The sequence below is a fragment of the Acidobacteriota bacterium genome (genome assembly GCA_038040445.1).
In the GTDB taxonomy this organism is placed as follows: domain Bacteria; phylum Acidobacteriota; class Blastocatellia; order UBA7656; family UBA7656; genus Onstottus_A; species Onstottus_A frigus.
The window spans coordinates 35,634-49,140 of sequence record JBBPIG010000004.1 but is presented as its reverse complement, the minus strand read 5'-3'; the positions used below and the strand labels follow the sequence as shown (position 1 = coordinate 49,140).

Annotated in this window: 6 protein-coding genes; 4 read left to right on the top strand and 2 right to left on the bottom strand. The window is 58.4% G+C overall.

From position 1 onward, the window contains the following. Window positions 1-250 precede the first annotated feature (250 nt). Entirely contained in the window at window positions 251-1,513 is a 1,263-nt protein-coding gene (locus AABO57_05565; protein ID MEK6285190.1) for a sialidase family protein, read from the top strand. On the opposite strand, the gene AABO57_05560 is transcribed toward AABO57_05565, so the two are convergent. Further along, complete coding sequence (locus tag AABO57_05560) at window positions 1,506-2,468, bottom strand: hypothetical protein (protein MEK6285189.1); 963 nt, start codon at window positions 2,466-2,468, stop codon at window positions 1,506-1,508. The genes AABO57_05565 and AABO57_05560 overlap by 8 nt on opposite strands. A gap of 146 nt (window positions 2,469-2,614) precedes the next feature. On the opposite strand from AABO57_05560, the gene AABO57_05555 reads away from it, so the two are divergent. The 3 genes from AABO57_05555 (at window position 2,615) to AABO57_05545 (ending at window position 10,160) form a co-directional block, all read left to right on the top strand. Further along, window positions 2,615-3,895, top strand: a complete 1,281-nt coding sequence (locus AABO57_05555; protein MEK6285188.1) for a Glu/Leu/Phe/Val dehydrogenase — start codon at window positions 2,615-2,617, stop codon at window positions 3,893-3,895. Window positions 3,896-4,307: 412 nt separating this feature from the next. Next, the gene (locus tag AABO57_05550) at window positions 4,308-6,824 is read left to right on the top strand and encodes an OmpA family protein (protein MEK6285187.1); all 2,517 of its coding nucleotides are present in this window, start codon (window positions 4,308-4,310) and stop codon (window positions 6,822-6,824) included. Between the two features lie 450 nt (window positions 6,825-7,274). Beyond that, complete coding sequence (locus AABO57_05545) at window positions 7,275-10,160, top strand: AMIN domain-containing protein (GenBank protein MEK6285186.1); 2,886 nt, start codon at window positions 7,275-7,277, stop codon at window positions 10,158-10,160. A 7-nt stretch (window positions 10,161-10,167) separates the two neighbouring features. Here the strand turns inward: AABO57_05545 and AABO57_05540 are convergent, their stop codons facing one another. Further along, the gene (locus AABO57_05540; protein MEK6285185.1) at window positions 10,168-13,275 is read right to left on the bottom strand and encodes a pitrilysin family protein; all 3,108 of its coding nucleotides are present in this window, start codon (window positions 13,273-13,275) and stop codon (window positions 10,168-10,170) included. Window positions 13,276-13,507: the final 232 nt, after the last annotated feature.

Genomic DNA, 13,507 nt, shown 5'->3' with positions numbered 1-13,507 from the left:
CCATCTTCCCCTGCAGATGAGTTGCGAGGTCTGAGTATGATGTCCGCCCGCGCGAGGTGTCAAACTTCACGACGGATGGCCAGATGGTGACCTTTCAATAGCAGTGAGACGCGGATTCGGGATCGGTGACTGTGCTATCGTTTGAAGCTTCGGCTTGGAAGCTACAGTTGAAATACGAGTTGAAACTCGGGTAACATCTAATCCGTCGCTTGCGGGTTTCAGTTAGACTTCACTCTTCAACGCTCGTCACATGAATAGAAAAAGTGTTTCAGTGATTCTGTTGGCTGCGGCGGTGATGCTCGTCATCGCCGGTTCTTCTCCAATGTCCAGGAGGGCTCGGGCTCAGACATTTTTCGGAGCGCAGCGCTTTCCCGCAATCGACGTCGACAGCGGTGACAATCTTTACTTGATGATGTCGGTCGCAACTGCTCCCGCCAGTGAACACAGGCCGCATAGCCAGATCTTCTTTACGATGTCGCGTGACTACGGCGCCGCGTGGGACAATCTCCCGGCGACGCGCAATCTTTCGAACTCGCCCGGCGAAGCGTTCGGCCCTTCATTGGCGATAAATAAGACCGGCAAGGTGAAAATCTACGTCGCCTATCACGATAACTCGACGGGGACCACCCAGGCTTATCTGATTCGCACGAAAAAGAAAACGAAGTTTAGAAAACCGGCAAACATCACGCCGCACAGCGGCGGCGCCTTCGCGCCGCGTGTAGCGCTCGACTCCAACGAGGCAGTCAACATTGTTTGGGGCGACACCAGGGACAACGGCGGTAGGGTTATCTTCGTACGATCTACCGATCTAGGCGCAACGTTTTCGGGGCCTCTTGATGTTTCAAGGTCATCGGGTGTTGCATTCGATCCGGAGATAGCCGTCGATCCAGGCGGCGCGATAAACGTAGTGTGGCAAGACACGGCTCCGGGCACTAGCGTCGTGATGTTCGCGCGTTCGATTGATGGGGGGCAGACCTTTTCCGAGCCTTTGCAAGTTTCAACCGGGACCGGTGCAGCTACCGAGGCGGCAATTGCGGCCGACGGCGAGGGCCGGTTGAGCGTTGTTTGGGTGGACGAGAGCGCCGGCAACGCTGAGGCTTATTACTCGCGCTCGACCGATAGTGGCGGGACCTTCGCTGAGCCGATCAACGTCAGCAGATTTCCTACTGGCGATATTCACAAGCCGTCGGTGATCGCTTTCCAGAATGCGGTTTACGTCGCGTTTCAAAACGGAGACCTGTTCGGGGAAGAGTCGATCAAGAACCGGCAGGTATTCCTCGCGAAGTCTGACAACGCCGGAGCGAGTTTCGGAGAGGTAGCGCGGGTTTCCAACGCCAACAATAGCATTGGTCGTGCGCATAGTCCGGCGATGACTGTCGACAGCCGGGGCGTGCTTCATATCGTCTGGATCGACGCTTCAATAGTCGGCCGGGATGAAGGGCTGCTGTTCTACAGCAACACCGCCAACGGCCATCAGTTCTCTAACCAGCTTATGATACTGGCGGTCATCTGATCGGTCCCGGCAACCTATCCAGAGCATTCACCAGCACGTCATCTATCGAAGCACCTGCGGCCCGGCTCGCAGCCTCTTGGCTCGATAGCGCGCCGTCTTCAGTGATGATCCCGGTGAAGTAAGTAAGCGGTGTCGGTTCGAAATAGCAATTTACCAACCTCACTCCCTTAGGTGCGTCCGGCCACAATTCACTGGCGCTTCCTTCGTCGAAAACGGAGGCGCTACGATAGTCCGCAGGTATGAGCTTCGATGTGTCGCAAACCGAGTAGACGGGCAGACCACCCGCGCGCGCCGCAAGCGCAATCATCCGGGTGCCAATCTTATTCACCAGATTCTGTGGCGTGATCGTATCGGCTCCAACGAGGATAATATCGACTTTGTCCATAGCGAGCGAAGCTGCTGCGTCGGCGATCAAGGTAACGCGAATGGCATGACCGGCAAGGGTCTCAGCTAAGCTGCGGCCTTCCAGCATCGGGCGGCTCTCGGTCGCGATGACCGAAAAGTCTCTTCCGGCGCGCTTAGCTTCGACGAGAGCTGCCAGCACTGTAGAGCTTCGCGAATGAGTCAACACGGTCGCGTCGCTGCGAATCAAACTCGCCGCTTGCACTGCCGCCGCATGAGCCGCGCGTTCGGAGTTCTCGATGAATGTCATCGAAGCGGCTTCTGCGGACTCGAGCGCTTCCCCCGCGCCCTCCGCCGTTCGCGCCACCGAAATCACGAAACTTGCCAACCGGAGTAGCGGACTCATGTGAGGCTGAGCCCTAACCAGAGCTATGCAGGTCTCGATGACAGCTTGTCGCGCTTCCTCTACGCTTGTTGGAGCGTGCCCGAATTGCCGGGCGGTGAGCAGCGGAAACACCTCCCCGGCGCGGCGCAGGATCTGCGCGGCCCCCGAGGAGTTGTCTGCCGCGATCTGATTTATTACTTGATCTGCTTGAATGTTTCTTCGGCTCAAGAGGTGACTCCGCTCGCTCGTTGCCTGGCCTTTCAACGTTGGGTATAATCGCGACTCAACGGGCAAGTGGACATCTCAGTCCGCTCAAGAAAATTGCCTCGAACCAAGTAGCCTTTGCACTTAACATCTGTGTTCGGAGGAAGTCAATGCCAAGCGCCTTTGTTGACGACGCCAAAGAGATCAAAGAAGAGAATCCATTCGAGTCGATGATGCAGCGGTTCGATGAAGCCGCGGCCAGGCTCAATCTGGACCCGAACATTTATAAGATACTGCGATGGCCGAACCGGGAGATCACCATCTATATTCCGGTGATGATGGATGACGGGAACTATCAAGTGTTCACCGCCTATCGCGTGCAACACAACTTCGCGCGCGGCCCTGCAAAAGGCGGAGTGAGGTATTCCCCGGACGTCAACCTGGATGAAGTGCGGGCGCTTGCTGCGTGGATGACGTGGAAGTGCGCCGTCGTCAATATCCCTTTTGGCGGCGCAAAGGGAGGAATCATCTGCGACCCGCGCGAGATGAGTCTGATCGAGATCGAGCGGTTGACCAGGCGCTACACCGCCGAATTGCTTGATTTCATTGGTCCCGAGCGAGACGTGCCTGCCCCCGATATGAACACCAATGAGCAAACGATGGCGTGGATGATGGACACTTACTCGATGCACGCTCGGCACACGGTTACGGCCGTCGTGACCGGCAAGCCGATCGAGATCGGCGGATCGCGCGGCAGGAAGGAAGCCACCGGGCGCGGGCTGCTTTTCGTTTGCAACGAGGCCTGCAAGAAGTTCGGTTTCAGAATCAACGACACCAGGGTCGTTGTTCAAGGCGCCGGCAACGTGGGCGGTACGGCTGCGCTGTTGATGCATCAGGAGGGTTACAAGGTCATCGGTCTCGCTGACATCACAGGTTCGCTCTACAACCCGCGGGGGCTTGATGTTCCAGGCGTGCTCCAATACTTGAAAGAAAACAAGACGGTCGAGGGATATGCCGAAGCCGAGCATATCAGCACGGCCGATCTGCTCGAGGTAGAGTGCGAAATACTGATGCCGGCGGCAACCGAAAACCAGATAACCACCCACAACGCTGACCGCATCAAGTGTCGAATTCTCGCCGAGGGTGCAAACGGTCCGACGACAGCGGATGCCGACGAGATCGTCTCCGCGAAGAGTATTTTCGTCATACCGGACATCCTGGCGAATGCCGGGGGAGTCACCGTCAGCTACTTCGAGTGGGTGCAGGACCGAATGGGCTTTTTTTGGAACGAGAAGACCGTCAACACGCGTCTGCACGAGATAATGGTGAGCAGCTTCAACGATGTGGTCGGCTTTGCGGACAAGTATCGCGTCAATACCCGTCTGGCGGCCTACATGCTTGCTATCGATCGGGTGGCCTACGACACGCGGCTGCGCGGCATATACGCCTGAGCGAAGTTTATCATGGCATCCTGGCGGGGCATCCTGGTGGGGCATCCTGGTGGGGCATCCTGGTGGGCCGACTCAAGTCTTTGAAAGGAGCGCCGAAATCTCGGTCGGCGCACGTCCGCGCGGCGGTTTCTAAAGTGTGAGGGTTGTTGAAAAAAAAGTAATTTTTATGTTGACCCCAACGCTAATTCCGAGTATAGATATACCTGTAATGGGCCGTAGTAGAGCCAGCTTCATCGGCTAGCAAGCATCGAACTCATAATGAACCTCGCAGGACGGTTCAGGTGGACGCTCACATAGAACTACATCCCGCCCCCTTGGTTCTTAAGGGGAGGCAAATCACCTCACTAAGTTTTGGGAGGCGATCCTGAAAACGAACTACATTCCGTGGATGACTACGTCAGGAGGCAAACTAATGAAAGCGGCTAGAAAGATAAGCACGCTTGTAACAGTGCTTTTGGTTCTCGCGGGGACTGTGCTCGCACAGGAGCACCACGATGGTAACCTTGCCGAGCGGCAGAAGGCGCCAACGGTCCTCGGCGGCACCGGATTGTTCAATACCTTTTCGACTCGCACTTTGTGCAAGGGCGAGTTCAACTTCGCGCTGTTTTGGAACAACTACACGCGCGACCCCGGTGACCTGAGCATCAATCAAGTTCCATTCAACTTTACCGTCGGCATCACCAACAGGTGGGAGTTATGGCTCGACTGGAACGTGTGGACCAACACGACCTCGCGCCAACCGCAACTGTTGAGTGGATATCAGTTGAGTGCGTCGCGCTTCTTTGGCGATCCTTTTGTGCTGTTAGGTCCGCCGGTTGGTGGACAGGGCAAGTCGGCGGCATTCTTCCCGGGAAGCGGTTCGGCCGTTGGAGGAATACTTCCTTCGTTGGGTCGATTCGGCACGCCGATCGGATTCCCGTCGAGCAACTTTTCACCCGCTGGGCCGGGTGGCAAGCTGGTTAGGGGCCTTGGCCCACTGATCGCCATCAACCTCCCGAGCTACTATCCTGAATTGCCGTTCTTCGGCGAGCTCGATTTTCAGGGCTTCGACAGCTCGGGCCGTCCGGTGTTTGGATTCCGCGAGTCATCAAACGGCTCTGGCGATTTCTACATCGGCACCAAGTTCAACCTTATCGATCCTAACCATCACTGGTTCAGCATGGCGCTCGGCGGCTACTTGAAAATACCGATTTCGAGCGGCGATGGCGCGCGGGCGCGCGGACGCACCAGCGGTGAATATGAGTTTGGGCCAATCCTGATGTTCGGTCAGGAGAGTGGCGGAAAACGGTTCAGGCTTTATGAGAACATTGGGTACATTCGAACCACCGACCCGAGCAAGAACGACGTCAAGATCCTGGATCTGCCCGACAAGCTTCTGATGAACGCCGGTATGTCGGTTGCCCTAAACTCGCACGTCGAGTTTCTTGCTGAGTTGGCGCACACGCAGTTCGTCGCTCATCGCACGCCAAACCTCCTGCCATTCCTGGGCGAGAATATCAGTCCAACCGATTTGAACCTCGGACTGCGGTTCTTCTTCAAGAACGGCGCGATCTCTTTCGGCGGCGGCTACAGGCGAAACCTGAACAACGCGGACGACGTAACCCTGCCCGTGTTTGTTTCGAATACCACCTTCATCAAATCGCGCGGTGTGACCCCGCAGTTCTTTATCATCAATCCGCTTTTCAGCACCACGCCTCAAACGTTCGAGTCGGAAGGCGGAAACGGATTCGTCGCATACTTCTCGATAGGAACTCGAAAGCGTTGTCCGTTGCCTCCGGCTCCGACTTGTGTGCTTGCAGGCAGCGCGACGACGGTCAACAAAGGAGACCGGCTGACGCTGACCACGACGCCGACCACTCCGGGTTACGAATCGAGCACGGTCACTTACGAGTACCGCTGGCAGGTGACCGACGGGCAAGGCCGGCCGGTTACGGTAAGCGGCACTGGAGCTGCGGTTGACGTAGCTACCGGATCGCTTGCCTGCGGCAGGTATTCGGTGACGACCACCGTGACCGCAACGGTCCCGGCGGTTGATTGCCCGAGCGATTGCGTAACCACTGGTCAGACCACTTGCACGGCAAGCTTTGAAGTAACCGAGCCGCCGTGCCCGACCGTCACTTGCGAGGTCCGAGCTTCGGAATCGTCTGTGATAGTTAACAATACCGTCACCTTCAGCGCAACAGCGACGGGTGCTGACGGAGCAACCTTCACCTGGTCGACAACCGGCGGAACGCTTTCGTCAACGACCGGTGCTGAAGTCAAGCTCGATACGACAGGCGCATCGCCTGGGACGATCACTGTAACGGTGAATGTCGGCACCAGCAGGACGCGTTGCGACCAACCGTGTCCTGGTGGAAGCTGCTCGACAAGCGTCACTGTGGTGTCGCCCGATAAGCCAATTATACCGCCACCGATCTCGCCGTGCGGACCGATCTTCTTCCCGTTCAACTCGGCGAGGATCAACAACGAGCACAAGGCGTGTCTTGATGAAATCGCACTCAGAATGCAGCAAGACCCGCGTTCGTCGCTCGTGGTTGACGGCCATCGTGACTCTTCTGAGCGCGTAGGCATCTCGCTCACCCGCGCCAACAACGCGCGCGACTATCTGGTGAACGAGAAGGGCGTCGACACCGCTCGCATAACGGTGCGCAACTTCGGCGACACCTGCCCGCATGACTCCGGTGATCCGAACCTCAACCGTCGGGTCGAATTCTGGATCGTGCCTGCGGACGGCAGAGCTTCTGACATCGACGGGATGAAGAAGTGCGCTTCCGGCGCCACACCTTCGGTCATCACGACTGAGGAACCCGCGGCGTCGGTAGACAAGAAGCCGGCGCGCCGCGTTCCTCGACGACGAGCTCGGAGGCCCGGCGAGCCGGTTGGAATGATCCTTCAGCCGGAAACGTTCAGCGCGTCGACGAACCAATAACTCCGGGAATCCTCTCGGACCCACAGCGGGGCGGTCTTCGGATCGCCCCGCTTTGTTTATGGGATCGCCCGCTCCTCAACGGCCACCGGCCACCCACCTGCTTACCCACGCGGGGAATTGACGCGTCAAATCTTTGGTGTATAGTCGCGAATGGCGCCACTGGTGTTGAACTATTCCACGTGGCGCTTACGTTTTCTGCTTTTAGAAACTCACCGAAAAAGGCTTCCTGTAGCCGCGCGCTCAGGCTGCAAAGCCGCCCATTTCCGGCGGCTGCCGAAGTGAGAAAAGCGGTTCAAGATCCGTACGCTCGTTCAAGAAAAGAAAGCTAGGGAGAAGGCCCCCTAAGATTCGCTCGCTATGGCCGATCAAAAACCATCAGGCGAGTTGTGCCTGCGCTCGATTAGCGCTGGGCCCCCCGCGAGTCGCGTACGGATGCTAAGAGAGGCAAAGATGCAAACGATGAAAACAAACGCGCTGGTTCTCACGCTCCTCATCATCAGCGGAGTGGCACTGGCGCAAGAGAATCAATTCGGTAACATCGCTGAGCGCCAGCGGACATCGACGGTGCTGGGCGGCACCGGAATGTTCAACACGTTTTCCACCCGCACTCTCTACAAGGGCGAGTTCAACTTTGCGGCCTTCTGGAATAGATTCAATCGCGACCCCGGCGGCTTGCGAATCGATCAGACCCCATTCAACTTCACCGTCGGACTCACTAACAGGTGGGAGCTGTGGGTTGACTGGGTGGCCTGGCAGAAGACCAAGTCAAACAATCCGCTGTTACTGAGCGGGTATCAGTACAACGCGGTTCGGCTTTTCGGCGATCCGGTTCAGATACTCGGCCCGCCGAGCGGCGGCGATGGAAACGCGGCATTCTTTCCAGGGACTGAAGTGGAGGGCGGCGGGATACTTCCAGCGCTTGGCCGCTTCGGCACTCCGGCCGGCCTCAACGGCGTGAGCACCACTTCGCCAGGAGGCGCCGGTGGCCCTCTTGTTGCCGGGCTTGGTCCGGCAATCGTCACCAACCAGGCGAACTTCTATAACGATCTTCCATTCTTTGGCGTAGTTGATTTTCTCGGCTTCGATGGTCTCGGCAGGCCGGTCTTAGGGCCTCGCCCGTCAGCGAACGGCTCCGGAGATGTTTACGTCGGGTCAAAGTACAACCTCATCGATGCGAACCGCCATTGGTTCAGCATGGCGCTGGGCGGCTACGTGAAGATTCCAATTTCGCGCGAGGACGGCGCTCGCGCCAGAGGTCGCACTAACGGCGAGTACGAGTACGGACCCATTCTGATTTTCGGCCAGGAGAATTCCAGCCATCGGCTCAGATTCTACGAAAACGTTGGATACATCCACACCGGTGATATCAGGAAGGGCGGCGTGAAAGTTCTGGATCTTCGCGACAAGGTCCTGTTGAATGCAGGTGCATCGTTTGCGCTGAACAAGTACATCGAGTTTCTCGCCGAGGTGGCAAGCACAGTCTATGTTGGAGACGGAACGCGGAGCCTGGAGCGCATCAACCCCGTCGACTTGAATGTTGGCATGCGCTTCTATCTGAGAGGCGGCTCGATTGCCTTTGGCGGCGGTTATCGCTATGCGCTAAACAGCGCGAGCAAGCGCACTCTGTCGGTGCTTGAGTGCATGAAGATCGTCAAAGAACATCAAGTTAACTCTTATTCCGACCCACACATATATGGCGGACCGCCTCCCCCGCCTCCCCCGGTGATAGAGTGCAAGCCCAAGGAGTTTGAATTTGGCGAGGGCGAGCGTCACGGCTTTGTTGGGTTCTTTTCGATCGGCACTCGAAACGGCTGCCCTCCGCCGCCTGTGCCAAGCTGTGTGGTTGAAGCCTCACCGGCAGTAATCACGCGGGGCGATCGGTTGACGCTTACCGCGAAGGCGACTACCCCGGGTTATCCCGATGCGAAAGTGAGCTACAAGTTCCGCTGGGAAGTGAAGGATGCCCAGGGCCGTTCCGTGGGGTTGAACGGAAGTGGGGCCACCGTTGAGGTCCCGACTGCGCAGCTTGCTTGCGGGGGCTATTCGGTTACCACGACCGTCACTGTCACCACTGAAGCCATCGATCATCCGTCTGGTTGCGTCAGCACCGGGGAATCAAATTGCTCAACGTCATTCGAAGTAACCGAGCCGCCTTGTCCAAACGTAACGTGCAGCATCATCGCATCGGCTTCGACGGTAACCGAGGGCGATCGCGTCGCATTGCGCGCCGCGATTGCGGGCGCCGGCAGATCGACATGCACGTGGACGACGACTGGCGGAAGGCTGTCGTCGACGACAGGCACTGAAGTCACACTGGACACCACCGGCGTAACAAGCCCGGTCACCATTCGAGCGATGGTCACCACAGACCAGCGTCGTTGCGATCAGCCTTGTCCGGGCAGTAGCTGTGTCGCCAGGATAACGGTGCAACCAATCCCGCCGCCTCCGCGAAGACCCGAGGTGATCAAGCCTTGCGGACCGATCTCCTTCCAGTTCAATTCGGCTCGGATCAATAACGAGCACAAGGCATGTCTCGATCAGATCCAGCTTGCTCTACAGCAGGACCCGCGCGCGGCCTTGGTGATCGACGGACACCGGGATTCGTCTGAACGCCCAGGCATATCGCTCACCCGCGCAAACAACGTTCGCGACTACCTCGTTAGCGAAAAGGGAGTCGATCCGGCTCGCATAACGGTGCGGAACTTCGGCGACACGTGCCCGCAAGAAAGGAGCGATGCCCAGGTCAACCGTCGAGTTGAGATGTGGATACTCCCCGAGGGTTCGACGCTCTCCGACATCGACGCGGTGAAGAGATGCAGGGAAGGCTCGACACCGCGAGAGATAACCGATGAGCAGCCCGCGTTGGGAGATCCCGTTCGGCCTTCTCGCACCAGAAGACCCGAGCCTATCGGTGCACTGGCAGAGCCGGAGAGCCGGTTGTCACCGAACATCACGGCAACCACGAGCACACGAAGCGAGCGACAGCTTGCGCCCGCGAGCGTGGTGCGTTCGGTCGGGGTCAAGATGGTGGAGGGCGCGCTTCGCGTCACAGTCGCAACGGATCGCGCTGTTCAGTTCAAAGACTTCACGCTCACTGGACCGTCGCGCATCGTCATCGATCTCACGGGCGTCCGTAGCGAACTAGGAAGCAAGACGATCCCGGTCACCGGCAGCCTGGTTGATCGGGTAAGAGTGGGCGAGCCGGGGCCGGGCGCGGTGCGCATCGTGATAGACCTTCGGACTAATTTACGCTACCAGGTGATGAGGGACGGGTCCTCACTTGTTGTGATTGTGGGCGAAGAGGGAGCAGCCGCCGCCTCGGGAGGTTCCAGGTAACAGGCGATCAGTCCTGTTTCGGTGGAGACAGGACTGGTTGTTGCGGGGTGCCTCGAACGATACCGGCGCCAGCGGACGATACTTTCAAATAAGCACCGGCGATTCGCTTGATGTCCTCGGAAGTCACCTTCGACAACAGCTCAGCGAAGTTATCGACATCAGACGCTGAAGCTTGCTGCCGATGGAAGATTGCTCGCGCGTACTGAAGCGCGTGTTGCGAGTGTGATTGCTGAAGCGCAATACGCGACGTCGTGGCCAATGCCCGGGAGCTTGCCATCTCATCGGCTGTCAGTCCCCCGCGCGCCAGGCGCTCGAACTCGGCAAGGAGTGCCGCCCGCGCCTTCTGCTCGTTCTCAGCCCGGGTCGCCGAATACGCGGCTATCACTCCCGCGGCGAACATGGTCTGGTGTTCAAACCCACCCATCGAGATCAGGTTCTGTTTGTCGCGCAGTTCTCTGAGCAGACGCCCACCTGGCCCGTTCAACGCGGATTCGATCAACTGGACGGCTGTGAGATCGGCGCTCTCCGCTTTTGGTCCTGCGAAACCAACGGCAATGGTAGCCTGCTCGAGCCGTCGCTGCTCGCTTTTTTCTCCCGCGGCAGCGGGCTGAGCCGTTCTTACTTGAAGCGCAGCGTCAACGTCTCTTCTCTTGAAACCCTCGGCGATCTGTGAGGAAACCAGGGCCGAACCATCCGTGTCGCCGACGATGATCGCAAGCGGAAATTGCCGCACGATCGCGCGTGCATGCCACTCGCGGAGCTTCTCAGCGGTGAACGCGCCGACGATCTCCTCACGTCCGTGCGATGGGAGTGAGTAAGGATGTCCGGGGAAGAGCGCTTGAAGCAGCAGCTCTCGCGACCGCGTGAAGCTCGAGTCGCGGGCGTCGCGAATCGACGCGATCTGCCCGAGCCGTGCTCGCGCCACGTCGTCATCTCTAAAGGCAGGTTCCTCGATCATGTCGCGCAGAAGCTTTAGCGCGCGGTCGGCATTGCGCGAGAGGACGCTCAGCATAAAGCCAAAGAAGTCGGGCTCCGCAACAATCTCAATATCTGCTCCGAGCTGTTCCAGCTCTTGAGTGACCTGCGCGAAAGTCCTGCGGGGCGTGCCATACAAAATAGAGCGAAGCATCAACTCGGTCGCGCCGCTGGTTGTCGCCTCCTCAACGAGGCGGCCCCCTTGAAACAGTATCGCGATGGCCACCTCGTGCTGAGCGTGGTCTTCGCGCACGAAGGCTCTTGAGCCGTTCAGCGTTGAGAAGTCTTTGACAGGCATCGGCTGAACGGACTCGAGGATCGACTGCCGTTCGGGAGAGCGCTCCGGGCCTTGCGCCACAGCAGCGAGCGACGAGTTGGCGTCTGCGGTTTGCACAATGGCGCTCTCAACCGGTTGCGCGAACCCTGGCGCCCACGCCGTCACAGTCGCAGAAAAAGTGTCGGCGTCGAACGTGCGCGCAGGAGCAGAGAGAGGCTCGTATTCGTGAATTGAAGTGTGGCCGAGCGTCAGATATTTGGCGGCAGCGCGTTGTACATCCTGGGCGCTAATGGCGCGAATGCGCGATCGATAGTCGAGCGCTGCGCGGAACCCCACTCCCGCAACTTCAGCGCGCGCCAGCGCTTTGGCGCGTCCGAGATAGGTCGCGCTCTCGGCGACGGCCGTTTTTTCCAGAATCGTTTTTGCACGCGCCAATTCCCCTTCGGCCGGTATCTCGCGTCGCAACCGGTCCACTTCTTTGAACAGCGCAGACTCCGCTTTGTCGATTGAGGAGCCTTCGCGCGAGTCTTTCGACGACCACGTCTGAAGGGCAACCAATCCCGCGCCTGCGACTGCCACATAGTGCGCTTCGATGCGGTTGGCGACCATTTGCCCGTCGATCAAAGAACGGCTCAAACGTGACGCTCGACCACGGCCGGCGACCGCTGCCAACACTTCGAGTGCGGCCCAGTCCTTTGATTCGGCTCCGGGTACGTTGAAACCCACGCTCACGATTGATTGACTTATGTCCCCGCGATCCGCTGCGTAGCGAAGTTTGGTTTGTTCGGCCGGCGGCGATGGCTTAACCGTTTGGAGTGTTTCTGGTTTGGGTGCGTTCGGCTTGGCGGTCTGCTGCTGGTTGTCAGACGTGGGAATTGCGGCGCGCGCAGAGGGAGTCTTAGTCTTGATGACTTCTGCTGCTTTGACCTGCTCCACCGCTGGTTCGGGTTTCACTCCGAAATCCCCGTAGAGTTGTTGAATCTCGACCAGCGTGCTGAACGTCGATACATCGCCGGCGACCGAGACAATCAGATTGTCGGGTCGATAGTGGCTTCGATAGAATTCGACAAGCTGCTCGCGGGTCACCGAGCGCAACGCATCGATGTTCACGGAAGCTCCCGATGTGAATGCGATGTTGAAGAGTCTGACCATCGAAAAGGCGGCGGGATCATCGAAGTCTTTCAAGCGGGTGAGGGCTTGATCGCCAGGATCCGCGGTGAAGGTTCGAGTCGTAAAGGCGTGTGAAGGAGGCGTCAGCCCGGTTACCAGCGGAACTCCCTGACCTCGTGTCTCCTCGATCACCGTCGCAATTTCTCGGCGCAACGCCTCAGCGTCCACCTTCGGGTTCTGCAGCATATCAGCTTGAATCGTCAGGGCCTCTTTGATCTTGTCTGAAGGCGCGACCACCGAATACGCGGCGCCGTCATACGATGTGCCGGCCTCAATGGACGCGCCCAACGTACGCAGATCACCCAATGCGCGATCACCAGGCCGCAGCACGGTTCCGTTGAAGATCATGCGCTCGACCAGTTGCTGGGCGCCGCTCATCGACCAAGGCTCATCAAGGGCACCAGCCTTGAAATAGGCTACAGCAGCCGCTATGGGGGTTGCGTGGTGTTCGCTGATGACGATCGTGATTCCGTTGCGCAGCACGAAACGCGAGGTTGTGCCTACTTGCTCTTGCTTGATCACCGCTGCGGCAGCCGGCACGTTAATCACGGGCGGAGGTTGAGAAGTAGTGGGCGAGGGCTGAGGAATTTTGGGCCGGCCTCGCCCGCTCTGCGACAGGCCTGGAGCCGCTAGCGTCGTTGTTATTAGGATAAGAATCGAGAAAGCTGTTTTGGAAGGCTTCGAGTATTGCACCGCCGCTCCTCGCTGACTGCTACAAAGAATCATAAAGGTCGGTTGTCTGGATAGTCAACGAAGAGAGAACCAACGACTTGGGCCGGAGTCCCCCAAGACGCTAAGCGCTTTGGCGAGAGGGATGGAGTGTGTCTTCGGGCGAAGGAGGGTTGTTGTCGAGAAGGAAACTGGCTAGCAAAATAGTCCGGTTGCTGACGCTGGCGCAGGCCCAGCCTGAGAATCGCGGCTGACA

Coding starts and splice junctions, on each gene's coding strand:
- AABO57_05550 (MEK6285187.1), top strand. CDS start 4,308: ATGAAAGCGGCTAGAAAGATAAGCACGCTTGTAACAGTGCTTTTGGTT.
- AABO57_05545 (MEK6285186.1), top strand. CDS start 7,275: ATGCAAACGATGAAAACAAACGCGCTGGTTCTCACGCTCCTCATCATC.
- AABO57_05555 (MEK6285188.1), top strand. CDS start 2,615: ATGCCAAGCGCCTTTGTTGACGACGCCAAAGAGATCAAAGAAGAGAAT.
- AABO57_05565 (MEK6285190.1), top strand. CDS start 251: ATGAATAGAAAAAGTGTTTCAGTGATTCTGTTGGCTGCGGCGGTGATG.